Raw genomic sequence first — 25,499 nt, forward strand, 5'->3', positions numbered from 1 at the left:
ACCGCTGCGGCCGGCGGCTCGCTCGGCGCTCGCCGAAACCCCGGCCTCCGCTGCCGGGTCCGCGCGACAAGCCCACCCGGCCGCGCTCAGAGCCAGCCCGACGCGTCGGCGAGGCGGACGGCCTCGGCGCGGGTACGGGCGCCGGTCTTGCCGATCGCGGCCGAGAGGTGGTTGCGCACGGTGCCCTCGGACAGGCCCAGCGCGGCGGCCAGGTCGGCGATCGTGCCGCCGTCGCGGGCGGCGCGCAGCACGTCGGCCTCGCGGGCGGTGAGCGGGCTGTCCCCCGCGGCGAGGGACTCGGCGGCGAGCCCCGGGTCGACGACGCGGAGGCCGGCGGCGACGCGGCGTACGGCGTCGGCGAGCTGCCGCGCGGGCGTGTCCTTGACCACGAAGCCGCTGGCGCCGGCGGCCATCGCGCGGCGCAGGTAGCCGGGCCGGCCGAACGTGGTGACGACAAGCACCTTGCACGACGGCAGCGCGGCGCGCAGGGCGGCGGTGGCGGCGAGCCCGTCGAGGCCGGGCATCTCGACGTCGAGCAGCGCCACGTCGGGCCGGTGGGCGCGGGCCGCCTCGACGACCTCGTCACCGCGGCCGACCTCGGCCACCACCTCCAGGTCCGGCTCGAGGGACAGCAGAGCGGCCAGCGCACCGCGCACGAGCGCCTGGTCGTCGGCGAGGAGGAGGCGGATCACGGCACCCGTACCCGCAAAGTGAACCCCCTCTCCGGCGCGCGGCCGACGGTGAGCGAGCCGCCGGCGGCCTCCGCCCGCTCCCGCAGCCCGGCCAGGCCCCGCCCGGTGGACGCGCCGTCCGGGCCGTGGCCGTCGTCGGTGACCTCGACCTCCCGCGGCGTGACGCGGATCCGGCAGCGCTTGGCACCGCTGTGGCGCACCACGTTTGTGACACCTTCCCGCACGACCCAGCCGAACAGCTCGCGACGCTCCGGCGGCACCTGCTCCACGTCCTCGGGCAGGTCGGCCTCGATGCCCGCCGAAGTGAGCGCGGCCTGCGCGCCGGCGAGCTCGGCGGCCAGCGACGCCTGTGCGTACCCGGCGACGGCCGCGCGCACGTCCCGCAGCGACTGGCGGGCGAGCCGCTCGACGTCGCCGATCTCCTCCTCGGCGCGTTCCGGCGCCAGGCGCACGAGCCGGCCGGCCAGCTCGGCCTTGACCGCGACCACGGTGAGCGAGTGGCCGAGCAGGTCGTGCAGGTCGCGGGCGAGGCGGTTGCGCTCGTCGGCGACCGCGAGGCGGGCGATCTCCTCGCGGGCGGCGGCGAGCTCCGAGTTGCGCTTGAGCAGCTGGGTCACGCCGAGCACGATCAGGCAGGCCAGGAAGATGGAGAAGCTGAGGTCGAAGCGGGGCTCCCAGCCGGGTACCGCGTACGGCACGACCGAGGGCGCCAGCACCAGCGCCGCCGCCAGCGCGACGGCCGCGCGGCGGGGCAGGGCGAAGAGCGCGACGACGGCGATGAAGGCGTACATGCCGAGCGCGCTCTCCCCGATCGCCGGCATGATCGCCAGGGAGAGCGCGAACATCGCGGCCACGCTCGCCCACCCCCACCAGCCGGGTATCGGGCGGCGCTGCTCGCGGGCGCGGCGGAACGCGGAGAAGAACCAGATGAAGATCGCCGCGAACAGACCGACCGCCACCACGCCGAGCGCGCGCACGGCCGGCCTGTCCTCGCGCCACGCCTGGACGAGCGGCTCGATCAGGTAGACCAGCCAGACCCCGTACCAGAGGTGGAAGACGCGTCCCCGCACGCTGCGAACGCTACTCATGCCCGTGCGGTGTCGGCGCGGAACCGCCGCAGCGCGATCGCGCCCAGTCCCACCGCCCAGGCCAGCAGCACCAGCAGCGCGCGCGGGTCGAGCGAGCCGTGGAAGAGCGGGTTGCGGGCGAGCTGGCCGACCCAGTACGCGGGCGTGAACTCGGCGATGTCCCGCATCAGCCGCGGCATGACCTCGACCGGCACCCACAGCCCGCCGAACGCGGCGAGCAGCATGTACAGCAGCGCGGAGATCTGCTGCACGCTGTCCGGAGTGGCGATGTAGCCGATGACCACGCCGAGCGCGGCGAACGGCAGCGCGCCGAGCCACGAGCCGACGAACACCAGCAGCCACGTCGCCGCCGACAGGTGCACGCCGAGCGCGAGCGCGCCGATCAGGTACACGACGACGAGCGGCGGGACGGCCATCAGCAGCGAGGTGGCCACCTTGATGGCGACATACCGGCTGGGGCGCAGCGGGGTGAGGCGCAGCTGGCGGTTCCAGCCGATGCCCCGCTCGACGGCGATCGAACCGCCCCGCCCCATCACGCTGGTCATCGAGCCGAAGACGCCCAGGCTGACCATGATGTACGCCGAGGCGTCCACGCCGTTGAGATCCTGGCCCTTGTTGAGGCCGCCGAAGACCAGCAGCAGCACGGCCGGCATGAGCATGCTGAAGATCAGCACACGCCGGTTGCGGGGCAGCCGCTTGAGCTCCATCAGCAGGTACGTCCACCCTGCGCGCCACGCTCCGCTGTTCCGCGCTCGTCCGCCGCCGAGGTCCAGGTCCGTAGCCGCACGAATCCCGCTCACACGAATCCCGCTCACACGAATCCCGCTCATTTGACTGCCTCCATGGTGAGCGCCACGAACGCGTCCTCGAGGCCGCGCGCGGTGACTTCGATGTCGTACGCCGGTGTGGTGGTGATGAGCGCGCGCAGCGCCGCGTCCGAGTCGCGGCAGGTCAGCAGCACCGCGTCGCCGCGGGTCTCCACCTCGTCGACGCCGGGCAGGCCGGCTAGGGCACCCGGGTCCGCGCCGGGCAGCGTGGCCCGGATCGTGCGGCCGGAGACCTGGGCCTTGATCTGCGCGGCGGTACCGTCGGCGACCACCCGCCCGGCCCGCACGAACACGATCCGGTCGGCGAACGCGTCCGCCTCCTCCAGGTAGTGCGTGGCGAACAGCACCGTGCGGCCGTGGCCGCTCTCCTCCCGCATCGCCGCCCAGAACGAGCGCCGCGCCTCCACGTCCAGGCCGGTGGTGGGCTCGTCCAGCACGATCAGCTCGGGGTCGGCGACCAGCGCCATCGCGAACCGCACCCGCTGCTGCTGCCCGCCGGAGAGCTTGGCGACCCGGCGGCCGGCGAGGTCCGTGAGGCCGGCGCGGGCGAGCACGTCGGGCACCGCGCGGTGGCCGGCGTACAGGGCGGCGGACAGCTCGACGATCTCCCGGACGGTGAGGTCGGGCAGCAGCCCGCCGGACTGGAGCAGCGCCCCCACCCTGCCGGCGGCGATGGCCGCGGCCGGTGCCATCCCGAACAGCAGCGCGCTGCCGCTGTCCGGCCGGGCGAGGCCGAGCAGCATGTCGATGGTGGTGGACTTGCCGGCGCCGTTCGGGCCGAGGAGGGCGACGACCTCGCCGGGCCGGATGGTGAGGTCGAGGCCGTCGACGGCGCGCACGTTGCCGTACGACTTGGTGAGCCCGTGGAGGGCGACGGTCGGTGTCATGCACCTACCGTCCGGCGGCGCGGGCCCCCGCGCGTACGCCGCTCGTCAGCCCCGGGGCATGACGGATGTCATGGCCGCCCGTGCGCCCAGGTCCGGCGGTACCAGTAGAAGGTGCGGCGCAGCCCGTCGGCGAGGTCGACGGAGGGCTCGAAGGCGGTGAGTCGGCGCAGCTTGGCCAGGTCGGGGGCGCGCCGGGCGGGCGAGCCGGGCGGGGCGGGCTCGGCCACCACCCGGGTCTCCACGCCGGCGATCCGCAGCACCATGCGGGCCACCTCGCCGATCGCGGCCTGCGGGGCGTCGTTTCCGATGTGGACGATCTCGCCGACCGCGGCCGGCGCCTCCATCAGCCGCAGCGTGGCCTCGACCGCGTCGTCGACGAAGCAGAACGCGCGCTTGCGGTGCGGCCCCTTGACCAGGAACGGGTCGTCGCCGCGCACGGCGCGCAGGCACATCTGCGGGATCAGGTGGTCGGTGCCCATGCGCGGCCCGTACACGTCGTAGAAGCGCCCCACCACCACCCGGCTGCGGCCGGCGCGGGCCGCGTGCACGAGCGCGGCCTCGGCGAACAGGCGGCTCGCCGCGTACGCCGAGCGGGGCTCGGCCAGGTCGCCGACCACCACCGGCTCGGACTCCTCGGTCGGCACCTGCACGACGCCGTCCTCGACGCCGTCCGCGTACACCTCGCCGGAGGAGGCGAAGAAGACCTTGTCGCCGGGCGCGGCCCAGTCGAGCAGGTGAAGGGCGGCGAGGGCGTGCCCGCGCACCGACCGGACCGGGTCGGACTCGATCGCCCTCGGCAGCGGCGCGGGCGGCAGCAGGTAGATCTGCGCCCAGCCGCGCTGCAGGGCGGACCAGGTGGCGGGGTCGGTGAGGTCACCGGCGATGAGCTCGACGCCGGGCGTGGCGCCGAGCGCGGCCACCTCGGCGCGGTTTCGGCCACGGGACAGGTTGTCGACCACCACGACGTGGTAGCCCTCGGTCACCAAGCGTCGCGCGAGGTGCAGGCCGAAGAAGTCGGCGCCGCCCAATATGAGAGCCCGAGCCTTCAGGCTGACCGCTCCGCCGTTCACCGCCTATGTCCCCCAAGCCCACGCTCTCCGACGCAGAACGTTAGCAACGTGGGGCTGAGCCCCAAAGAGGTGCGTCGATTGCACGACAGGGCAGGTCAGAGGTTATGTTAGGCTCACCAAACTTCGTGGGACCGGGGGTGGTTTCTCGTGCCGACGCGGCTGGCCGGCGAAGGGCTCACGCTCGCGTACGACCAGCGGGTCGTGACCGAGGGACTAAGCGTGACAATCCCCGACAACTCGTTCACCGTGATCGTGGGTCCCAACGCGTGCGGCAAGTCCACGCTCCTGCGCGCCCTCTCCCGCATGCTCCGCCCCCGCACCGGCGCCGTCCACCTCGACGGCAAGGCCATCACGTCGTACCCGTCCAAAGAGGTCGCCCGCCGCCTCGGCCTGCTCCCCCAGACCTCGATCGCGCCGGACGGCATCACGGTCACCGACCTCGTCGCCCGCGGCCGCTTCCCGCACCAGCGCCTGCTGCGCCAGTGGTCCCGCGAGGACGAGCGGGTGGTGCGCGAGTCGATGGCCGCCACCGGCGTCACCGACCTCGCCGACCGCCTGGTCGACGAGCTCTCCGGCGGCCAGCGGCAGCGGGTGTGGCTGGCGATGGCCCTCGCCCAGCAGACCGGCATCCTGCTACTGGACGAGCCCACCACGTTTCTCGACATCACCCACCAGGTCGAGGTGCTCGACCTCTGCGCCGACCTGCAGGAGACCGGCGGCCGCACCCTCGTCGCGGTGCTGCACGACCTCAACCAGGCCTGCCGGTACGCCACCCACCTGATCGCCATGCGCGACGGCCGCATCGTGGCCGAGGGCGCGCCCGGCGACATCGTCGACGCCGCGCTGGTGGGCGAGGTGTTCGGCCTGGCCTGCCGGGTCATCCCCGACCCGGAGACGGGCAGCCCGCTGGTGGTGCCGGCCGCCCGCCGCCCCTCCCGCGGGCCTCAGGACACGAGCTGGGACGCGACGGCCGAGGCGGTGTCGGCCGGGATCGCGAAGCCGAGCCCGATGTTGCCGCTGTCCTGACCCGTCGTGGCGATCGCCACCGTGATCCCGACAACCCGGCCGCTGGAGTCGACGAGTGCCGTCACTGTGAACCCGGCAGCCGCACGACGAACTCGGTGCGGCCCGGCCCGCTCTCGACCTCGACGCTCCCGCCGTGCGCGTCCACCACCGCCGCGACGATGGCGAGCCCGAGGCCCGTGCTGCCGGCGGCGCGGGAGCGGGAGGTGTCGCCGCGCGCGAACCGTTCGAAGACGTCGTCCTGCAGCTCCGGCGCGATGCCCGGCCCCGTGTCCAGCACGCTGACCTGCGCGCCTCCCCCGTCCCAGGGACGCAGGGTGACGGTGACCTCGGTGCCCGGCGGGGTGTGGGTACGCGCGTTCGCCAGCAGGTTGCCGACGACCTGGTGCAGGCGCGCCGCGTCGCCGGGCACGGTGACCGCCTCCTCGGGCAGGTCGAGCCGCCACCGGTGCTCCGGCCCGGCCACGTGCGCGTCGCTGACCGCGTCGACGAGCAGCCGGGACAGGTCCACCGGCTCCGTCTCCAGTGGACGGCCCGAGTCGAGGCGGGCCAGCAGCAGCAGGTCGTCGACGAGCGTGGTCATCCGCGCCGACTCCGACTCCACCCGCCGCAGCGCGTGCGCCACGTCCGGCGGCACCTCGTCACGGCCCCGGCGGGTCACCTCCGCGTACCCGCGGATCGCGGCGAGGGGCGTGCGCAGCTCGTGGCTGGCGTCGGCGACGAACTGCCGTACCCGCGTCTCGCTGGCCTGCCGCGCGGAGAGCGCGGCGGCGACGTGCCCCAGCATGCGGTTGAGCGCCGCGCCCACCTGCCCGACCTCGGTGCGCGGGTCGGTGTCCGCCTCGGGCACGCGCACCGACAGCGCCACCTCGCCCCGGTCCAGCGGCAGCTCGGCGACCCGCCCGGCGGTGGCGGCGACGCGGCGCAATGGCCGCAGCGCGCGGCCGATGATGAACGCGCCGACACTCATGGCCAGGAGCACGCCCGCGCCGACGACGGCCACCTCGATGGCGACCAGCCGCAGCACGGTGTCGTTGACGGAGCCGAGGGGGATCGCGGTGATCGAGTCGCCGTCGGGCGTCTTCACCGCGACCACCCGGTACCCGCCGAGGCCGGGCAGCTCGGTCGTGCGGATCGTGCCGTCGACGGGCACCGAGGCCAGCGCCCGCCCCTGCTCGGCGGTGATGTCGCTGCGGCCCCGGTCGGCATAGGGGTCGGCCCGCTCACCCGACACGGCACCGCCGGGGCGGACGACCGCGCGGACGGTGTCCTTCGGCTGGCCGGGCCGGACGGTGCCCGGGTCGCCCGGCCCTCTCATGTGGAAGCCGACGTCGCGCCGGGCCTCCTCCTGGACCTGCGCGTCGACCTGCTGGATGAGGTAGTCCCGCACCGCGAACGTGGTGGCCACCCCGATCGTCAGCCCGACCACCGCGAGCAGCGCGATGACGGCCGCGAGCAGGCGGGCCCGCAGCGACCAGCTACTGCGCCGGCTTGAGGACATAGCCCGCGCCACGCAGGGTGTGGATCATCGGCGGGCGGCCCGCGTCGATCTTCTTGCGCAGGTACGAGATGTACAGCTCGACGACGTTCGCCTGCCCGCCGAAGTCGTAGTTCCACACGCGGTCGAGGATCTGCGCCTTGCTCAACACCCGGCGGGGGTTGCGCATGAGGTACCGCAGCAGCTCGAACTCGGTCGCGGTCAGCGACACGAGGTCGCCGCCGCGCCGCACCTCGTGGCTGTCCTCGTCGAGGCTCAGGTCGCCCACCACGAGCACCGCGTCGTCGCGCGTGGTGCCCACGCCGGCCCGCCGCATCAGCGCGCGCAGCCGGGCCACGACCTCCTCCAGGCTGAACGGCTTGGTCACGTAGTCGTCGCCGCCCGCGGTCAGCCCCGCCACCCGGTCCTCGACCGCGTCCCGCGCGGTGAGGAAGAGCACCGGGACGTCGGGCCGCACGCCGCGCAGCCGCCGCAGGACCTCCAGGCCGTCGAGGTCGGGCAGCATGATGTCGAGCACCACCGCGTCCGGCTCGAACTCGCGCGCCACCCGCACCGCGGCCAGCCCGTTGCCGGCGCTTCGCACCTGCCAGCCCTCGTAGCGCAGGGCCATCGACAGCAGGTCGGTGAGCGTGGCCTCGTCGTCCACGACGAGCACCCGCACCGGCTCACCGTCCGGCCGGCGCAGCTCGGGCCCGGCCGTCCTCGCGTTCACGCTGATCACGCTCCTAATGCTGGCGAGCGCGCCTGTGCCCGGCCTGGGCCGTTTCTGTGCGCCAACTGTGAGAATGTCACAGCTCCCGCACAGCCGCGCCCGAACAGCCGCACAGCCCGAAGCCGCACGCTTCCGTGGTGTCCCTGCCCTTCTCACTCGCTGTCGCTCAGCCTTTGTCACACTCCTCGGTCGGCACCGTGGCTCGCGAGGCGCGGCGCCTGGTGGCCCGCGAGGTCGCCGCCGCGCGCGCCGCCCTGGCCCGCGAACTGCCGAGCGTCACGCTCGCCGCCGGCCGCCCGGTCCACCTGAGCCCCGTCCTGGCCGACCTCGTCCGCGCCGCCCTGGAGGCCGCCCGGCTGACGGACGGCGCCGTGGACCCGACGGTCGGCGCGGCGCTGCTCCACACCCGACCGTGGCTGCCGGCCTGCGGCTCCGCGGTAGGCCTGTTGGGGGCCCGCCGCCACAGCTGGCGCGACGTCCGCCTCGACGGCCGGTGGCTGACGCTGCCCCGGACCGTCCTGCTGGACCTGAACGCCACGGCCGCCGCGCGCACGGCCGACCGCTGCGCCACCCTCGTCACGACCCGCTTCGGCGTGGGCGCGCGGGTGAGCGTGGCCGGCGACGTGGCCACCTGCGGCCCCGCGCCGGCGGGCGGCTGGCCCGTCCCCGGCTGGCCGGGCACGCTGCCCGCGGGACGGTCACTGGGCACGTCACGCGCGCCGCTGGTCGACCCCGCCACCGGCCGGCCCGCACCGCGGACCTGGACGGCGGTGACGGTCGAGGCGGCGGACGCGCTGACCGCGAGCGCCTTGGCCAAGGCCGCCGACCTGCGCCCCGACACCCCGCTCCCGCCGGGCACGCGCGCCCACACCGTCTCCTGAGCCCGCGATCCGGCAGCCTTTTTTGATGATGTGAGCTACCGCGACGTCCGCGGTGGTCCGGACCGTTGCTCCCGCGGCCTCGCCCTCCGCGGTCGCCCAGCTCACCCCTTCTGGCGCGCGGCTGACAGCGCCGGCCGGTCGCGCCGCTACCGGTGGCCGTTGTTGCCCCGACGTGCCACGGCGCTTGGTCGTTTCACCGCACCCCGCACCCGCGCAGGCCGCCCCACCGGCAGACCATCTGAGCTGCGGCGGCCGTCCGCAGTCGTCCGGACCGTTGCTTCGCGGCCTCACCTTCCGCGCTGGGCGCGGTTAACCCCGGGTCCCGTTGAGATCGTGGACGTCTACTGCCCCTACAGGGGCAGTAGACGTCCACGATCTGCTCTGTACAGGCCTTTGTCGACGCCGATCAAGGAGCCAGTGTGGTCCAGACCGTTGTCTACCGCCCTTGGGGTTGAGCCTGGCGACCGCGCAGGGTGAGGCCGCGGGAGCAACGGTCCGGACCACGACGCACATCGCGGCAGCTCACATCTCGTTCGGATTGAGGTTTCCAGATAGGGCTCACCCTGCACGGCGAAAGGGTCTCTAGACACGAGTGGCTCTCGACCTGGGCGCGCGAGTGCGCCCACCGACGTGTGGCGCGGCGCGGGCCGGCAGGCGCTAGGGCGGGGGTGTCTCGGAGAACGCCTCGTACGCGGGGCGCAGGCGGGCCACCAGGCCGGCGCCGCCCAGCTGCGGGCCGGGCGTGGGGAGCTGGCGCAGCAGCAGGTCCGGCTCGGTCTCCAGCGTCGGCGGGCGCGCGGGCAGCGGCTGCGGCGGGAGCCAGAAGCGGTCGACCGTCTCCGCCAGCGGCGTGTCCACCACCTCGGCCAGCGCGGACGCGGCACCCACCGGCGCCGGCGGGCGCTCCCTGCGGCGGGAGGGCTCACCGGCCACGCCGCCGCCGCGCAGCAGGCGCAGGCGGGACAGCAGATCCTCGCGGGAGCGGCCGCGCCAGTGCAGGATCTGGAACGGGTCGTCGTCGAACTCCTCCGCCAGCAGGTAGAACGTCGCCGCCAGGTGCTTGCACGGCACCGCGTGGTCGGGGCAGGTGCAGCGCATCAGCAGGTCGGTCATCGCCTGCGGGAAGAGCGGCGCGTCAAGGTCGGAGAAGAGCTGCTCCAGCTCGGGCGGTACGTCGCCGGCCAGCAGGCGGGCGCTGTAGAGCGCCTGGCTGGCCAGGGCCTCCTCGACGCGGGCCCACACGGCGGCGGAGAAGCGCTCCAGCCGGATCGACACCTGGTACGGCGCCTCGCGTGAGCCCTGCACCGACGCGGTGACCTCGCCCGGTGCCACGGCGAGCGAGAGCACCTGGCCCTTGCGGGCGTACGAGCGGCCGCGCGTGAGGCGGCTGCCGACCGCGAACGACTCCAGCACCGCCAGGAAGCGGCGGGACCACCACGACTCGCCGATCGCGCCGCGGGTGCTGCGCGCCTTGAGGCCGCCCTCGACCGAACGCGTGCGGCCGTACTGGCGGAAACCACCCGGCTGTGTCACTCGACCACCGCCCCCGCCTCGAGCGCGAACAGCTTGCGCAGATCCGATGTGGACATCTCGGTGAGCCACTGCTCGCCGGTACCGACGATCTTCGCGGCCAGCCCCCGCTTGTCGCGGATCATGCCGGCGATCTTCTCCTCGACGGTGCCCGCGCACACGAACTTGCGTACCTGCACCGCCCGCCGCTGCCCGATCCGGAACGCCCGGTCGGTCGCCTGGTCCTCGACCGCCGGGTTCCACCACCGGTCGACGTGCACGACGTGGTTGGCCGCGGTCAGCGTGAGGCCGGTGCCGCCCGCCTTCAGCGAGAGCACGAACAGCGGCGGGCCGGCGGGACCCTGGAAGCGGGCCACCATCGCGTCGCGGTCCTTCTTGGACACTCCACCGTGGAGGAAGAGCACCTCGCGGCCGGAGCGGGCGGAGAGGTGGGCGCGGAGCATGCCGCCGAACTCCGCGTACTGCGTGAACAGCAGCGCCTTCTCCCCGCCGCCAGCACCTCCTCGAGGATCTCCTCCAGGCGAGCCAGCTTGCCCGACCGCCCGGCGAGCCGCGTGTCGTCGTGCAGGAACTGCGCGGGATGGTTGCACACCTGCTTGAGCTTGCTCATCGTGGCGAGCACGAGGCCACGCCGCTCGATGCCGTCGCTCCGCTCGATCTTTTCGAGCATGTCGTCGACCACCGCCTGGTACAGGGACGCCTGCTCACCGGTCAGGTTGCAGAGCACCTCCATCTCCAGCTTCTCGGGCAGGTCCGAGATGATGGTCTTGTCGGTCTTGAGCCGCCGCAGCACGAACGGGCCCGTGATCCGCCGCAGCCGCGCCGCCGCCTCCTCGTCACCGTGCCGCTCCACCGGCTCGGCGTACTTCTTCTTGAACGCCGCCGCCGCGCCCAGCAGCCCCGGGTTGGCAAAGTCCATGATGGACCAGAGGTCGGCGAGCCGGTTTTCCACCGGGGTGCCCGTGACGGCCACGCGGTGCCGCGCGGGCAGCGCCCGGACCGCGGCGGCCTGGCGGGTGGCGGCGTTCTTGATCGCCTGCGCCTCGTCGACGACCACCCGGTGCCACGGGATCTCGCCGAGCGCCTCGGCGTCCCGCGCCGCGATCGAGTACGTCGTGACGACCACGTCCGACTCCCGCACCGCCGCCGCGAAGTCCGCCCCGCGCGCCCGCTCCGCGCCGTGGTGCACGTGCACGCGCAGCCCGGGCGCGAACTTCGCCGCCTCCCGCTCCCAGTTGCCGACCAGCGACATGGGGCAGACAAGCAGCGTCGGCCCCACCTCCGGCCCGTCGCCCGAGATCAGCGCAAGCAACTGCACGGTGTTGTGGCAGAGCATCCCACCGGCGACGAAGTTGTGGTGCCGATCGACCTCGAAGTCGTACACCCAACCCGTATGGTGCACGTCCTCGACCTCCACCACCTCCGCGAAGTGCACCTCGCTGCCCGCCCGCCACGCGAGCGCATCGCGCAGGTCACCGAGGCGATCGAGATCAAGGCGCCGGTAGGCCTCGGTCACGGCCGCCGTCCACCTGTTGCGCGGGCGGGTGGCGTAGTGGCGGGCGGGCAGGCCCGTGACCGCCTTGGCGTGCATCAGGATGTCGGCGGCGGGGACACCCTCGACGTTCGTGCTGGCCGGCTTGGCGCATATGTCCGCGAGCTTCGCGGTCTTGGCCGGGTCGGAGAAACCGATGTGCTCTTGGAAGAGCCGCAGCGACGGACCACCGATGGTGCCCACGTGGTAGGGGCGGAGGATGCCCGAGCCGTTGGTGGCACGCTTGTGCTTCACGCCGAACCGCAGCCAGATGCCGAAACGGCGCAGCATCGTGGAGAGCTGCCGAATGACGGCGGGCGACGCCGAGCTGATCTCGACCAGGCGCATCGACGGTATGACGGAGCCCTCCGCCGTGAAGAACTCCCGCAGGAACAGCGCGATCGTCGCGTCGTCGGCCGCGACGATGAAGTCCGGGATCGACTTGCCCGCCGAACGCTCTCCCCAGCGGTATCCGCGACTTTCCAGGTAGCGCATGTACGCGACGCTGCGGATGCCCAGGACGCCTTGCCCCTTGGCGTCACGACCTGTCGACGGCTGGTTCATCCGCACGCCTAGCCGGGCACCCACGTCGACCGCGGCCAGGCGCAGCCGATCGAGGACGCTCACGTCCTTCTGTGTGATGCGGAGCGCCCCGTTGGGCAGCTCGTAGCCCTCGCCTATCTGCCAGGCCAGGAGCGTCGTCAGGTCGGGGTCGACCGGCTCGCCCCGCCAGGTCAGCCGCGCCGGCACGCAGAGCCGGTCACCCACCGCGATGTCGTTGGTCCAGCCACGCGTACCGAGCAGCTTGTGCCGTCGGGTGATCAGGACTTCGCTTCCGTCGTCGAGCCGGACCCGCCGGAGCCGCTCGCTGACGCGCTGGCGGTACAGGTGGCGGATCGGCGCCTCGACCATCGGCCCGGGGAAGGGACCTCCCGACAGCGCGTTCACGATCAGCGGCCGGGTCGGGACGGCCCACTCGCCCACGCCGTCCGGTGTGGTTGGCCCGGCACACTCGGCCCACAGGCGCTCGGCCGTGGTGAGGCTGCCGTTGACGAACACCGACATGTCGCCGCTCAAGCATTTACCCAAGCCCATGTCGTCGGCGAGGATGCCGCCCAGGCCCAGTGACTGCAGGAAGGTCAGCCACGCCAGCCCGCGCTTCTGGTACGGGCGCAGCGTGCCCGCGAAGCCCGCCGGCGGGTCGATCGGGGCGAGGTGGCGCTCGGCCTCGCCGGCGAGCAGGTCGCCCAGCGCGCCGTCGGCCGTCACCGTCTGGATCGGCAGGGCGTCCGGGTCGTCCTCCATGGACAGTCCGAGGTGGAGGAGCTCGCCGACGCTCATCTCGCCGCCCGACTTGAGCAGCTTGAGGCCGGCGGCCAGGTGCTTGGCGTCGAGCTCGACCCACTGGCCGCGCAGGCGCACCAGCGGCGTCTTGAGCTTCGCCAGCTCGCGCAGCTCCTTTTCGGACAGCGGCTCGTCGCCGAGCGCCAGCTCCCACTGGTAGTCCACAAGGGAGCTCATGCCGACCGCGCTCGCGGTGGCGACGGTGCCCGGCGCGGAGCGGCGGCCCCGCGCGCGCAGCTTGGCGCCCAGCCGCGAGCCGGGCCGTCCCCACCAGGTGGGCAGCAGCACGCCGAAGCCGGCCGCGTGCAGCTGCGGCGCGCCCTCGCGCAGGAAGCGGTGCGCCCCCGTCACGTCCATGCCCAATGTGGACGGCTTCGGGGTGCGCAGGGCGTCGTCGAGCTCGGGCCACAACCGGCTGGCGCGGCCCAGCTCGGTCAGGAGCGTCTCTTGTGGAGCGTCGAGGTGGCGGGCGAGGGCGCGGAGCGCGCCGCGAGAGCGCCACACCTTCTCCGCGTCGACGACGAGGCTCGGCTCGTCGGCGGCCTGGAGGGAAAAGTCGACGCGCCAGTCCTGTGTCTCGTCCTCGTCCGGCTCGACGAGCCGGAAGCACGCCCGCACCGCTCCCCCGGCCGCGTCGCGCTGCCACTCGGCCACCGCGACGGCGAGAGCGTCCAGTTCGGGCGCGGCAGCGTCGACGACCCGCTCGCGCCCCGACAGCGCCCCGAGCCATGAGCCGGAGATGGTGCCACGGCCGCCCGCGAGGCGTACCCCCTCCAAAGCTGTCCGTGCGGCGGCGTCGACAAGCGCGTCGAGCGCGCCCCCGACGAGCGCCCGCGGGTCTCCGCCGGCGGCCCGCGCGGAGGGCGGGAGCGCGGCGGCGAGTGCCCGCGCCCACTCCGCGTCGCCCCCGGTCAGCAGCGGCCGCCACACGGCCGCGCCCCCCGACACGCCCGGAAGGACCCGCCCGCGCCGCACGAGGTCCGCGGCGAACGCGGCGATCTCCCCCGCGTGCCGCAGCGAAAACCCGCGGGCCACACCGTCGTCCAGGCCGCGCAGCAGCGCCAGCGCCGCGTCGGGCTCCAGCTCCAGCGTGGGTACGAGCCATGGGGCGAGCGCCACCTCGGCGCTGCCGCGGGCCGGCGGGTCGGTGCGCACGAGCTCGGGCGAGTCGAGCGGGCGGCCGCCGGCGGTGGGCAGGTCGAGGGTGGCGGTGGCGTGGCTCCCCTTGGCGGCCGCGTCACCCAACGCGCCGGCGACGGCCTCGGCGGGCGCGGCGAAGGGGTGGGGCCGCACGGCGCGCCGGCTCGCGCGGACGGGCATGGTCGGGTCTTCCGCCCAGAGGCCGAGGTGGCCGGTGGGCAGCCACAGACCGTGTACGACCAGCACCGCACAAGTCTGCCAGCCCGATGCGGTGAGCCGGCGGAACGGCGCGGCGCCACTCGGTAGGTTGGGTGGCATGACACAACCCTCCGTGAGCGTCGGTGACGGACAGGCGATGCCGCTGCTCGGCTTCGGCACGTGGCAGCTGCCCGGCAAGCAGGCGTACGAGCCGGTGCGGGTGGCCTTGGAGACCGGCTACCGGCACCTGGACACGGCCACGATGTACCGCAACGAGAGTGAGGTCGGCCGGGCGCTGCGGGACAGCGGGGTCGCGCGCGGGGAGGTGTTCATCACCACGAAGCTGCCGGCCGAGCGGGCGGGGCGCGAGCGGGAGACGATCGAGGCCAGCCTCAAGGCGCTCGGCATCGACCAGCTGGACCTGTGGCTCGTGCACTGGCCGCCGAACGGGTCGGCGAGGCCTCAGACGTGGCGCGAGTTCGTGGCGGCGCGCGAGGCGGGCCTCACTCGCGCGATCGGGGTGAGCAACTACAGCATCCCTCAGATCGACGACCTCACCCAGGCGACGGGCGTGACGCCGTCGGTGAACCAGATCCCGTACAGCCCGGCGCTGCACGACGCCAAGCTGCTGGCCGAGCACCGCGAGCGTGGGGTGGCGCTGGAGGGGTACAGCCCGTTTCGCCGCAGCGACCTGCGAGAGCCGGTGTTCGCGCAGGTGGCGGCCGCGCACGGGGTGACGCCGACCCAGGTCATCCTGCGGTGGCACCTGCAGCACGAGATCGTGGTCATCCCGAAGTCGGCGACGCCTGAGAGGATCCGCGCGAACTTCGACGTGTACGGCTTCACGCTGACGGACGAGGAGATGTCCCGCATAGACGCGGTCCGCTGACGGCTCGTCGCATGCGCCCGGCGGATTGCCTGTTCGCCGGCTCAGCACTCACCTGCCCGTCGGTGGCCGTGGCGGAAGCCTCGATGAATGGGTTACCAGCAGTTCGTTCCGGGTCGAGTCGGTGAAACATCCAACCCAAAACGAGATGTGAGCTGCCGCGATGTCCGCCGTGGTCCGGACCGTTGCGCGGGGCCATGGGGAAACGTGGAGCGCAGCGGAGCGTTTTCTTGGGGTGCGTTCCCGCGGCCTCACCCCGGCCGGGGGCCTCGTCGGCTGGGCGACCCAGGGTGGCGGCACCACCGGCGGCGGCAGCGCGGCGGCCACGACCGTGACCAGCTCGTCGGCGCTGTCCAGCGCAGTCTCCGGCACGACCGCCCGGGTGGTACGCGTCTCCGGCACGATCTCCTGCTCCGGCATGATCTCGGTCGGCTCGAACAAGACAATCGTCGGCAGCGGCCAGGCGGGTGGCAGCGTGGCGAGCATCCCGTACTCGTACTCGCTGGAGACCGCGAGCGCGGGGAAGGCGTCGGTCATGGCCGGCGCGGGCGCCCGCTGACGCGGTAACCCAAAGGGGGAGGTGGCCGGGAGCGCGGCCGCCTCCCCCGCGCGCGTGCACGGTCCCGGGCTCCACCGCTGGGCGGAAGGTCGTAGGCTATCCGGGTTTACGTTCTGTACCCACTGGCCTAGGAAGCTCGATGGTCTTGCCGCGCGCACTGACGCCGCCAGCCGCTCCGGACACGCCCGACCCCGCCCCGCAGGCGGGCGGTCGCGTCCCGGCGCTGCGCCGGCTGGACCGCATCCTGCCCGCCGTGGTGCTCGTGGCGATCGCCGCGTTCGCCCTGATCGGCATCGGGTCGCCGCTGCTGGGCCAGGCCACGTTCGCGGCGACCGACGAGATGGTGACCACCTCGCCGTACAGCGAGGTGCCCGAGTTCGCCGGCGTGCGGCCCACCAACAACTACCTCGACGACACGTGGGACTCGGCCCTGCCGAACACGCTGCTTTTCGGCGAGGAGCTGCGCGACGGCAACATCGCCCCGTGGAACCCGTACACGGCCGGCGGCGTGCCACTCGGCGCCACGCCCAACTACGGGCTCGGCTCCCCGCTGACGGTGCCGTTCTACGCGCTGCCCGGCTGGTTCGCGCCCGGCATCGTCAAGCTGCTGGAGATCGTCGTCGCGATCGGCGGCATGTACCTCTTCCTGCGCCGCCTCCGCCTCGGCGCGGCGTCGTCGCTCCTCGGCGGCCTGGTCTTCGCGAGCAGCGCGTTCATGGTGGTCTGGACCGGGTGGCCGCAGACCCGGGTGGCGGCGTTCATCCCGGCGGTCTTCTGGGCGGTCGAGCTGATCGTGCAGCGCAGGCGCGTGCGCGACGCGGCGGTGCTCGCGCTCGCGATGGCCGCCATGATCTTCGGCGGCTTCCCCGCCGTCACCGGGTACACGGTCGCCACCGGCGCCATCTACCTCGCCGTCCGCCTCTTCGCCACGTACGGGCGGGAGTGGCGCCGGATCCTCGGCGGGTTCGCCCTGGCCGCCGGCGGGGTGGCGGGCGGAGTGCTGCTGACCGCGGTGCAGCTGCTGCCGTGGGTCGCGTTCATGAGCAGTGCGTACGTGGAGGGTCGCGCCCAGCAACCGGACGCCCACCTGTCGATGGCGAGCCTCGTCACCTCGATCGCGCCGTGGGCGCTCGGCTCCACCAACCCGTACGGCGACGTGTACTGGTACCTGCCGGTCAACCTCGTCGAGTCGATGTCGTACCTCGGCGCCGCCGCGCTGGTGCTCGTGGTGGCCGCGGTCGCGATGGCGCGGCGGGGGCGGGCCGCGCTGCCACAGGGCGCGTGGCTCTTCATGGTCGTCGCCACGGGCGGCTGGCTGGTGCTGATCTACGGCGGCGGCTTCCCGCTCAAGGTGGCGCAGAGCCTGCCGTACCTGTTCTCGGACAACTTCGTCGGCCGGTCCCGCTGCGTGCTGGGCTTCCTGCTGGCCGTGCTGGCCGCGGTCGGGCTGGAGCTGCTGCTGCGCCGGCGGGAGGCGGTGCGCGCGCGGCGTTGGGAGCTCGCCTGGGCGCTGCTCGTCGTCGGTGGCGTCGGGGTCGCCGCTCTGGCCGCGCTGCGGGGTGCCCGCCGCGCCGCGTACCTGGCCGACCGCGCGGCCGCCGGCGACGGCTGGCCGCGCACGCACGAGCTGACCCGCGAGTTCGCGGTGGGTGCCGTGCTCGTGCTGCTCGCCGCGGCCTGCGCCGCCGCACTCTGGTGGCAGGGGCGGCGCGAGGGCGGCGGGAGGCTGCGCCTCGTCGCGGCCGGCCTGCTGCCGCTGCTCGTCGCGGGGCAGGCGCTCGCGTTCGTCGTGCCGTACTGGCCGCGCTCCGACCGCGACACGTTCTTCCCGATGACCGACGCGCACGACTACCTCGCCTCGCACCTGGGACCCGACCGCTTCGCCGGCATGTACCGGTCGATGACCCGCAGCGTGGAGTCGGCGTTCAGGCTGCGCTCCGCGACCGGCCACGCGTTCGTCGACCGGCGGTACGGCGAGCTCATCCGCTCCCCCGCCGACCGGGTCAACTTCTCCTCCACCAACGTCGCCGTCGGCGGCGGGCTGACCGCGATCACCAGCCCCACCCTCGACCGCATGTCCGTGCGCTACGGCATCACCGCTCTTGACGCCCCCGTGCCCGGCACCGCCCGCCCCGCGCCGACGACCACCGGCCTCACGACCCTCCAGCCAGGCGCCTCGGTGACCGTGCCCGTGCCCGGCACGGGCCCGATCCGGGCCGTGGAGCTGACGCCGATGGAGAGCCGGGAGGAGTGGGAGGCGACCGATCGCATCGAGGCCGTCGTCACCGACGAGAGCGGTGCCGAGGTGGCCCGCACCAGCCGCCGCCTCGGGCGCACCACGGCCGGGCAGCCGCTGTACATCCCGCTCGCGGCCGAAAGCGCACCCGCCGGGGCCCGGCTCGGTGTCACGATCACCGTCCGTGCCGCGCACGCCGTCCCGGTGCAGGCCGCCGGCGAGCAGGCGGCGGTGGGCGCTGTCGGTACGGCGGACGACGGGCTCAAGCTGGCGTTCGTCGGCGCCGCGGCGATCTACGAGCGGACGCGGGCACTCCCGCGCGTGCGGTGGGCCGGCACGGCCGTCGTCGAGCCCGACTCGACGCGCCGGCTCGACCTGCTCAAGGGCGGCACGCTCACCAACGACCAGGTGGTGCTGGAGCAGCAGCCCTCCGCGCCGGGCGGCGGCACGGCCGACGTGCGGATCACCGAGGACGGCACCGACACCACCGAGGTGTCCGTGACCGCGCGCGGCTCCGGGTACCTCGTGCTCGCCGACCCGATCCAGTCCGGCTGGACCGCCACCGTCGACGGCGCCCCGGCCACGATGCTCAAGGCCGACCACGCATTCGTGGCGGTCGCGGTGCCGGACGGCACGCACACGGTGCGGTTCCGGTACACGACCCCCGCCGGCGGCGCGGGCGGATGGCTCAGCCTCGCGGCCGCGCTCGGCATCGCCGGCGTACTCGTGGCGGGCGTGGTGCGGGACCGCCGCCGCCGAACGGGCGAGGCGCCATTAGGCTCGTCAGGTCCCGTTCTCCCACCGTCTGCGAGTTGAGCCAGCCGATGACCGTGCGCGACGACACCACCGAAAGCCCCGCCGTGCCGGCGCCTCCCGCGCCGCCGACCCGGCGCGCGCGGGCCCGCCGGTGGATCCGCGCCGGTGTCCTCGTGGTCATGGTCGTGTCGGCGGTCACCGTGCTGGCCGCCAACCGCGAGGCGGTGCTCGACGCGCTCACCGAGATCTCCCCCGGCTACGTCGCGGCCGCACTCCCCGGCGCCATCGCCGCCATGCTCGCGGCCCTCATCGTGTGGCGCTCGCTCCTGGCCGACCTCGGCTCGCCCATCGCCTGGCGCGACGCCGCGCGGGTGTTCTACCTGAGCCAGCTCGGCAAGTACGTGCCGGGCACCGTGTGGTCGATGGTCGCCCAGGTCGAGCTGAGCCGCGACCTGCGCATCCCCCGCCGCACCAGCCTGGCCGTGGGCGTGCTGGCCATCGCCGTCTCGGTCACCGTGGGCCTGACCGTGGGCTCGGCGATCCTGCTGGTCGCGGCGCCGGGCGTGGCCGAGCACTTCCGGTACTTCCTCTTCGCCGTGCCCCTCCTGCTGACCGTGCTGCACCCCGCCGTGCTCACCCGCCTGCTCAACCTGGCCTACCGCCTGCTCCGCCGCCAACCCTTGCCCAAGGCACCAAGCTGGGGCGGCATGCTCCGCGCGGCCGGCGCACAGCTGCTGGTCTGGATGTGCCTGGGCCTGCACATCTGGCCGTTCCTGGTCGGCATCGGCGCCGACCCGCTGGAGTCCCTCCCGGTAGCGATCGGCGGCTACGCCCTCGCCTACAGCCTCGGCCAACTCGCCGTAGGCCTGCCCGCCGGCGCCGGCGTCCGCGAGGCCGCCCTGGTGCTAGCCTTCGCCCCCCTCCTACCAGGCGGCGCCGCGGCCGCACTGGTGGTCGCGCTGATCTCGCGCGTCACCCTCATCGTCGTGGACGTCCTGATGGCCGGCCTCCAACGCCTGATCGCCCGCCGCGCCCCCGCGACCCCACCGCCCGCCGAGGAGCCCGAGGCGGCGTAGCGGCGCGGTTACGGTCCGCAGCCGGGCCCGCTCTTCGAGAGCTGGCGCCCTCCACAACAGATTCGAGCTACCGCGACGCCCGTCGTGGTCCGGACCGTTGCTCCCGCGGCCTCACCCTCCGCGCTGGTCAAGCCCCAGCAGCTCGCCGCTTCACCGCGGGCAAGGGCCGCCGCCTCGGCCTTAACCACCCGCCCGCGCTCCCGCCGCCCACGCACCCGTCGCCGCGCACGCCCGCTGCACGGTCGCGCCACTCGCCCGCTGCACGGTCGCCTCGCCCGCCGCCCGCCGGCGCACGCGCACGCGCACGCCCGTCCGCCCGCCCGCCGCATGGTCGCCTCACTCGCCGCCCGCCAGCGCACGCGCACGCCGCCGCGCGGTTGCCCGTGCTCGCCGCCCCCGTCCACCGCTGCGCACACCCGCACTCGCCGCGCGCACGCCCGGACGCATCCCGCTGCGCGCGTCCGCGCCCTGCCGTCGCCGCAGCCCGTGACCATGGTCTCTGCTGCACTGATCATGGTTTGTGTACCAGTTTTCGGTGATTTGTTCCCGCAGAAATCATGATCGCGCGTAGCGCAAAGGTGCGGGTCCGTCCACAGTGCAGGAACTGCGAGAAGCCAAGCACGATGCGAGATCTTGGTGAGTTATCGCGCCATATCGCCGCCTCGACTTTCGGAGTTTCGTCGTCTGGAGTCCTTCCGCGGTCGGGGTGAGCTTTCTTGGAGTCCGACTCGATTTAGCTGTGAGCCGCCGCTGTGCCCGCGGTTGGCGCCTCACCCTCCGCGGTCGTCCGGCTCAGCCCAGGAGGCTGCTCCGGCAGATCTTGGCAAGTTAGCGTCGAAATGGCGGGCAAACTCACCAAGATCGTGAAGCGCACACCGCCGCACCTGATCGACAGTCACCGACCGCGACGAGGGTGCACTCGCGCACTGCCGCCCGAAGATCTGCAGAAGCACGGGTGGGGGAAGATCGGACCGGTGAATCTTGCATCTTGCCTGGTCAATGCCTTGCCCCGTAAAGCCGGCCGCCGGGGCGCGGACCGTGAGCGGGGAAGACCCCGGAAGCTCTCGCACGGCAAGTGATCCCAAACGCCGAAAAGTCGAGGCCGCTAACTCACCAAGATCTGCCGGAGTCGCCGTGGAGGGTGCGGTCGCGGGACACGAAACGCGCCGGGCTCGCCGCCGGATCCAGCCACGGGTTCAGCTTCGCCACCCCACGGAGAACAAGGTTGCGGCCCTGGACAACCCCGCCCAGACCAAGGAAGCCGCCAGACACGGCCGGTGATGGCGTCAGGCGACCGGGACTGTGGGCGCACCGGTGCGCCCAGCTTGAGAGGCACTCGCAGCACGACACCTTCGGAGGCAGGCGAAGCCGCCCTCGGGGTGAGCTTGCCGACCGCGTGGACGGTGAAGCCGCGCGGGAGCAACGGTCGGTCGGTGAAGACCCCAGGCGCACCGATGCGCCCAGGTCGAAAGGCACTCGCGGCACGACACCTTCCGAGCCAGGCGAAGCCCTCGGGTGAGCTTGCCAACGGCGGACGGTGAAAGCTTCAGGCGACCGGGACCCTGGGCGCACCGGTGCGCCCAGCTTGAGAGGCACTCGCCGCGCGACACCTGCCTAGCCAGGCGAAGCCGCCCCGGGTGAGGTGGCCGACCGCGGACGGTGAGGCCGCGCGCAGCAGTGGCGGACGGTGAAGGCGACGGGACCGCGCACCGTGCGCTCGGGTTGAGGGGCGCTCGCGGCGCGACACCCTGCGGAGCCAAGGCGTCCCTTGGGTGAGCTTGGCCACCGCGGAGGGTGAGGCCGCGGGAGCAACGGTCTGGACCACGACGGACGTCGCGGTAGCTCGAAGTGGGGTGGTGGTTTCCTCAGGAGGCGCGGCGGCCGTACGCCACCAGGCCGATGCCGCGGCCGGGCGCGAAGTTTTGCACCACGGTGAATGGCGCGATGCCGAGCTGGAGGACGGCGCTGGCCACGCGGCGCGGCTGGAGGAAGCGGCCGGAGGTGGCGCTGCGCTCCTGGATGTCGGTCGAGGCGGCGGCGAGGCGGCGGGCGGAGATGCGGTTGTGCGCGGCCTCCAGGGCGTAGCCGACGGGCCAGCCGTACTGCCGGACCTTGATGTCGACGCAGCCGGCCTGCTGCATGACCTCGGTGAGCTGCTCGGGCGTGTACCGCCGGAAGTGGCCGACCAGCTCGTCGGACGGGCCGAAGCGCTTGGGGTCGGCGGGCACCGACAGCAGCACGTGGCCGCCGGGGCGGGCGAACGGCACCCACTCGGCGAGCACGCCGCGGTCGTCGTCGATGTGCTCAAGCACCTCGAACGCGCACACCAGGTCGAACTGCGCGCCGTCGGGGACCTTGTGGTGATCGCCGTGCAGGACGGTGCCGCCCAGCGGGGTGACGCGCGAGGAGGCGACCGACCACGATGACTCGTCCGGCTCCACGCCCGTGTATTCCCCCAGGCTGGCCAGGCGGGCACCGAAGCCGCCCTGCCCGCAGCCGAGCTCCAGGATGCTCTTCGGCGCGAGCCTGCGCAGCAGCGGACCCACCACCGCCCAGCGGAGGCGGGCGCGGGCGCTGAGCGGCGGAGTGGCGGTCGAGCTCATCGGTGTCGGTGTCCAAACTCGAGGTGGGCGACGGATCGGCGGAGCGGCGCGACGACGGCATCGGGGCCGAAGCGCTCGGCGGCGTAGAGCTGGCCGCTGGACTTGAGCTTGGCCAGCCGGTCCCGGTCGTCCGCCAGAGAGCGTAGAGCCTCGGCGAGCGCGGCCGCGTCACCGGGGGGCACGAGCACGGCGGTGTCGTCGAGCGCGTTGCGCTGGGGTGCGGTGTCGGAGGTGACGACCACGCAGCCGGCGGCCAGGCCCTGGTAGACCTTGGTCGGCACGACGCGCGTCGCCTTGTCGGTCGTGCCGAAGATGCCCAGGCTGACGTCGTGGCCGGCGACGAGGTCGGGCAGGTCGGCGCCGGGCACCCAGTCGAGCCAGGTCACGCGGGGGTTGGCGGAGGCGAGCTCGCGGCAGCGGTCGTAGTCCTGCCCGGTGCCGACCATCGTGAACGCGATGCGGTCGTCGCCGGCCAGCTCCGCGAGTGCCTCGCCGATCGTGGCGGTGCCGTGCAGGGGCGTGAAGAGGCCGACGAAAATCACCCGCAGGGGGGCGCCGGCCCGGTGGACGACGCCGGGCTCGCGGGCCACGCCGGCGTCTCCGGTGTGGGCCTCGCCGGCCTTGAACCACACGTCGCTCGCGCCCACGGGCACGACGACGGACCGCTCGGCGGCGTCGGCCGGCAGCGTCGCGCCCTGCTCCACAGTGTCGACGATGACGACGTCGGCGCGGCGCAGCGCGGTGCGGTCGATCCAGCGCATCAGGCGGTGCTTGATCCCGCCGCTGCCGGCCAGCGCGCGGTCTTCGGCGGTGCCGGCGGCGGAGACGAGGTGGTCCAGCGCGATCGGCGTGGAACGGAACAGCAGCCGAGCCAGCCGTACATCGAAATGTCCGAGATATCCGACAAGCACCGCATCGGGCGCCTGTCGCCGGCGTTCGCGGCGTGCGGCGACCGCCAGGCGGGTCCAGCAGGTGGCGAGGCGCCAGGCCAGCAGCGGAAGGCGCCACGGCTGCCGCAGCATGGCGACCCGCGCCGCGGTGGACAGCCGCAGCGGCGCGTTGACCTCGACGACCTCGTCGCCGCTGGCACGCAAACCCTCGATGAGCACCGCCACCCTGGGGTGGCGCTCGACGTCGAAGGTGCCGAAAGCCAGCCAGCGCATCCGCAGAGCGTACCGGAGACTCACGCGCAGACCGAGCCCCCGTGCGGCCGGTCGCGGTATGCCGCAACAAGGTCGAACACGGACCTGAGCTGCCGTTCCGCTAGGCGCGGACGAATGCCAGCCGGATGAACGTGTAGTCGACGCCGACGCGCTTCCAGTGCACGGGTCGCTCGGCGTGTTCGAGGGCGAGCTCACCGAGCAGGCGCAACCGGTGACGCTCGGCAACCGCGACAAACTCCTTGATCTCCACCGGCGAGAAGATGTGGACAGGCGCGCCGTACGCGGTGCGGCCGCTGGTGTCCGGCGGGTCCTGGTCGTAGTCGGTGGAGACGACGAGCAGGCCACCCGGGCGGATGATCCGGGCCGACTCGGCCAGGAACGGCTCCAGCGGCACCCCGTGCTCGATCACGCTCATGCAGGTGACCGCGTCGAAGCGGCCGTCCGGGAAGTCGGTGCCGGTGATGTCGCCGTACCGGAAGAGGACACCGTCGCGGCGGACGTCCACACCGAACTCGAGGTTGTTACCGACCAGGTCGGTGAGGCCGAACAGGCGCAGCCACGGAAGCACCGACGAGTACCGCGCGCTGCCCGCGTCCAGCACCGACGCGTCCGTGCCGAGGCGGGACAGGATCGTGGCCACCGCGCCGAGCGCGTCCCAGTTCTTCGGGCGGTCGTGGTGCAGCGGCAGCCGCAGCCGCCGGCATTCGGCCACCGCCCGCTCCCACTCGGCGCGCGAACGCAGCACGTCGGTCGGGGGCACGCCGGCCGGGTGGGTGGTGGGCGCGGCGAGGGCGCGCTGGAGGCGTACCCGCGTCCACAGCGCCCGCTCCGCCACGCGCTTGGCCAGCGCGATGGCCGCTCCCCCGGCGGTGCCGCGGCACTCATGTCTTCTCCTCGTGCTGGTGCTTGGTCCGGTGGATGCTCAGCGCGGCCATTCCCATGTCGACCACGGCGAGCACGAGCCGCGAGACGAGCACGACGGCGGCCGCCGCCTGGGCGGGCAGCGCGGTGGCGAGGGCGGCGCCGAGTGCCAGCTCGCGTACGCCGACCCCGGCCGGTGCGGGTACGAAGAGGACACCGGCGCAGTACGCCAGCGTGAAGCCGCCCACGGCGAGCGGCAGCACCGACCACCCCTCGGCGCCGGCCGCGCGCACGAGGATGTAGCAGTGCAGCCCCATCAGGCACCAGCTCAGGACCTGCCACCCGGCGGCGGCCAGCATGCCGCGGCCGCTGGGGCGTACGGCGAGGGGCGGCCGCCGCAGCACGCGCAGCATCTGGTTGATGCCCCACGTGGTGACCGACGGGTGGATCACCGCGACGAGCACGGGCAGGATCAGCCACAGCCACCAGAACTCGCGCAGCGCGTCGCCCGCGCCGAACGGCAGCAGGATCGCCGCCATCCCCAGGCCCACCGCGATCGACAGCACGACAGCGAGCACGCTCACCGCGAACGACACCGCGCGCGGCACCTTCAGCTGCTTGGCGAGCTCGACCTGCGCGACGAACGTCCACACCGAACCGGGCAGGTACTTGCCGAGCTGGCTGGTGTAGAAGACCCGGCCGGCCGGCACCACCGGGAGCGGGTGGCCGAGGTCGGCGAGGAGGCGTCGCCACGCGAGCATGCCCGCGATGCCGGCGCCGACGACGAACGGCACCGAGGCGAGTGCGGCGCCCCAGCCGATCTGGCGCAGGGCGGGTCCGGTCTCGTCCCAGTTGGCCACGACGTACCAGACGCCCGCCGCGGCGGCGAGGACCAGAAAGCCGATCTTGAACCAGATGCCGGGGCCACGCCGCCGCCT

Annotated in this window: 18 protein-coding genes and 3 pseudogenes; 6 read left to right on the forward strand and 15 right to left on the reverse strand. The window is 73.7% G+C overall.

Annotated features, from left to right (window positions below; genetic code table 11):
* Positions 1 to 86: 86 nt before the first annotated feature.
* From Phou_RS00170 to Phou_RS00190, 5 genes are all read right to left on the reverse strand, one after another.
* Entirely contained in the window at positions 87 to 692 is a 606-nt protein-coding gene (locus Phou_RS00170) for a response regulator transcription factor (RefSeq protein ID WP_173052428.1), read from the reverse strand.
* Positions 689 to 1,780, reverse strand: a complete 1,092-nt coding sequence (locus tag Phou_RS00175; protein WP_173052430.1) for a sensor histidine kinase — start codon at positions 1,778 to 1,780, stop codon at positions 689 to 691. The genes Phou_RS00170 and Phou_RS00175 overlap by 4 nt, the downstream gene beginning before the upstream one ends.
* Positions 1,777 to 2,487: an ABC transporter permease gene (locus tag Phou_RS00180; RefSeq protein ID WP_173052432.1), complete on the reverse strand. Its 711-nt coding sequence runs from the start codon at positions 2,485 to 2,487 to the stop codon at positions 1,777 to 1,779. The genes Phou_RS00175 and Phou_RS00180 overlap by 4 nt, the downstream gene beginning before the upstream one ends.
* 119 nt (positions 2,488 to 2,606) lie before the next feature.
* The gene (locus tag Phou_RS00185; protein WP_173052434.1) at positions 2,607 to 3,494 is read right to left on the reverse strand and encodes an ABC transporter ATP-binding protein; all 888 of its coding nucleotides are present in this window, start codon (positions 3,492 to 3,494) and stop codon (positions 2,607 to 2,609) included.
* 68 nt (positions 3,495 to 3,562) lie between these two features.
* Positions 3,563 to 4,564 carry an NAD-dependent epimerase/dehydratase family protein gene (locus Phou_RS00190; protein ID WP_246273088.1) on the reverse strand — a complete coding sequence of 334 codons (1,002 nt, stop codon included), beginning with the start codon at positions 4,562 to 4,564 and terminating at the stop codon, positions 3,563 to 3,565.
* A 147-nt stretch (positions 4,565 to 4,711) separates the two neighbouring features.
* On the opposite strand from Phou_RS00190, the gene Phou_RS00195 reads away from it, so the two are divergent.
* On the forward strand, positions 4,712 to 5,590 hold the full coding sequence (locus Phou_RS00195; RefSeq protein ID WP_173052436.1) for an ABC transporter ATP-binding protein: 879 nt from the start codon (positions 4,712 to 4,714) through the stop codon (positions 5,588 to 5,590).
* A 61-nt stretch (positions 5,591 to 5,651) separates the two neighbouring features.
* On the opposite strand, the gene Phou_RS00200 is transcribed toward Phou_RS00195, so the two are convergent.
* Complete coding sequence (locus Phou_RS00200) at positions 5,652 to 7,088, reverse strand: sensor histidine kinase (RefSeq protein WP_173052437.1); 1,437 nt, start codon at positions 7,086 to 7,088, stop codon at positions 5,652 to 5,654.
* Positions 7,066 to 7,806, reverse strand: coding sequence for a response regulator transcription factor (locus Phou_RS00205; protein WP_281364992.1), 741 nt, complete (start codon positions 7,804 to 7,806; stop codon positions 7,066 to 7,068). The genes Phou_RS00200 and Phou_RS00205 overlap by 23 nt, the downstream gene beginning before the upstream one ends.
* 188 nt (positions 7,807 to 7,994) lie before the next feature.
* Here Phou_RS00205 and Phou_RS00210 point away from each other — a divergent pair, with 188 nt between their 5' ends.
* A complete protein-coding gene (locus Phou_RS00210) occupies positions 7,995 to 8,678 on the forward strand; it encodes an FAD:protein FMN transferase (RefSeq protein WP_173052446.1) in 684 nt (227 codons plus the stop codon).
* Positions 8,679 to 9,335: 657 nt separating this feature from the next.
* On the opposite strand, the gene Phou_RS00215 is transcribed toward Phou_RS00210, so the two are convergent.
* The 4 genes and pseudogenes from Phou_RS00215 to Phou_RS00225 all read right to left on the reverse strand — a co-directional run.
* Complete coding sequence (locus Phou_RS00215; protein ID WP_173052448.1) at positions 9,336 to 10,211, reverse strand: SWIM zinc finger family protein; 876 nt, start codon at positions 10,209 to 10,211, stop codon at positions 9,336 to 9,338.
* Positions 10,208 to 11,529 (reverse strand): annotated as a pseudogene (locus tag Phou_RS51990) (DEAD/DEAH box helicase); the annotation flags it as partial. The pseudogene Phou_RS51990 and the gene Phou_RS00215, both read right to left, overlap by 4 nt.
* Positions 11,530 to 11,541: 12 nt before the next feature.
* Positions 11,542 to 12,834, reverse strand: a pseudogene (locus tag Phou_RS51995) (LAGLIDADG family homing endonuclease); the annotation flags it as partial.
* Positions 12,820 to 14,451 (reverse strand): annotated as a pseudogene (locus Phou_RS00225) (SNF2 helicase-associated domain-containing protein); the annotation flags it as partial. The pseudogenes Phou_RS00225 and Phou_RS51995, both read right to left, overlap by 15 nt.
* A gap of 88 nt (positions 14,452 to 14,539) precedes the next feature.
* Between Phou_RS00225 and Phou_RS00230 the strand changes: the two are divergent.
* The 4 genes from Phou_RS00230 to Phou_RS00245 all read left to right on the forward strand — a co-directional run bounded on the left by Phou_RS00230 (position 14,540) and on the right by Phou_RS00245 (position 19,934).
* The gene (locus Phou_RS00230; RefSeq protein ID WP_246273089.1) at positions 14,540 to 15,310 is read left to right on the forward strand and encodes an aldo/keto reductase; all 771 of its coding nucleotides are present in this window, start codon (positions 14,540 to 14,542) and stop codon (positions 15,308 to 15,310) included.
* A 232-nt stretch (positions 15,311 to 15,542) separates the two neighbouring features.
* Positions 15,543 to 15,866: a hypothetical protein gene (locus tag Phou_RS50815; protein ID WP_218578551.1), complete on the forward strand. Its 324-nt coding sequence runs from the start codon at positions 15,543 to 15,545 to the stop codon at positions 15,864 to 15,866.
* A gap of 139 nt (positions 15,867 to 16,005) precedes the next feature.
* A complete protein-coding gene (locus Phou_RS00240; protein WP_173052450.1) occupies positions 16,006 to 18,918 on the forward strand; it encodes a YfhO family protein in 2,913 nt (970 codons plus the stop codon).
* Entirely contained in the window at positions 18,915 to 19,934 is a 1,020-nt protein-coding gene (locus Phou_RS00245; protein ID WP_173052451.1) for a lysylphosphatidylglycerol synthase domain-containing protein, read from the forward strand. The genes Phou_RS00240 and Phou_RS00245 overlap by 4 nt, the downstream gene beginning before the upstream one ends.
* 1,865 nt (positions 19,935 to 21,799) lie before the next feature.
* Here the strand turns inward: Phou_RS00245 and Phou_RS00250 are convergent.
* From Phou_RS00250 to Phou_RS00265, 4 genes are all read right to left on the reverse strand, one after another.
* Entirely contained in the window at positions 21,800 to 22,537 is a 738-nt protein-coding gene (locus Phou_RS00250) for a class I SAM-dependent methyltransferase (protein ID WP_173052453.1), read from the reverse strand.
* Positions 22,534 to 23,700, reverse strand: coding sequence for a glycosyltransferase (locus Phou_RS00255; RefSeq protein ID WP_173052455.1), 1,167 nt, complete (start codon positions 23,698 to 23,700; stop codon positions 22,534 to 22,536). The genes Phou_RS00250 and Phou_RS00255 overlap by 4 nt, the downstream gene beginning before the upstream one ends.
* Before the next feature lie 100 nt (positions 23,701 to 23,800).
* A complete protein-coding gene (locus tag Phou_RS00260; RefSeq protein WP_173052457.1) occupies positions 23,801 to 24,535 on the reverse strand; it encodes a class I SAM-dependent methyltransferase in 735 nt (244 codons plus the stop codon).
* Between the two features lie 46 nt (positions 24,536 to 24,581).
* Entirely contained in the window at positions 24,582 to 25,478 is an 897-nt protein-coding gene (locus Phou_RS00265; RefSeq protein WP_308784473.1) for a lysylphosphatidylglycerol synthase domain-containing protein, read from the reverse strand.
* Positions 25,479 to 25,499: the final 21 nt, after the last annotated feature.

Source organism: Phytohabitans houttuyneae, from assembly GCF_011764425.1.
In the GTDB taxonomy this organism is placed as follows: Bacteria; Actinomycetota; Actinomycetes; order Mycobacteriales; family Micromonosporaceae; genus Phytohabitans; species Phytohabitans houttuyneae.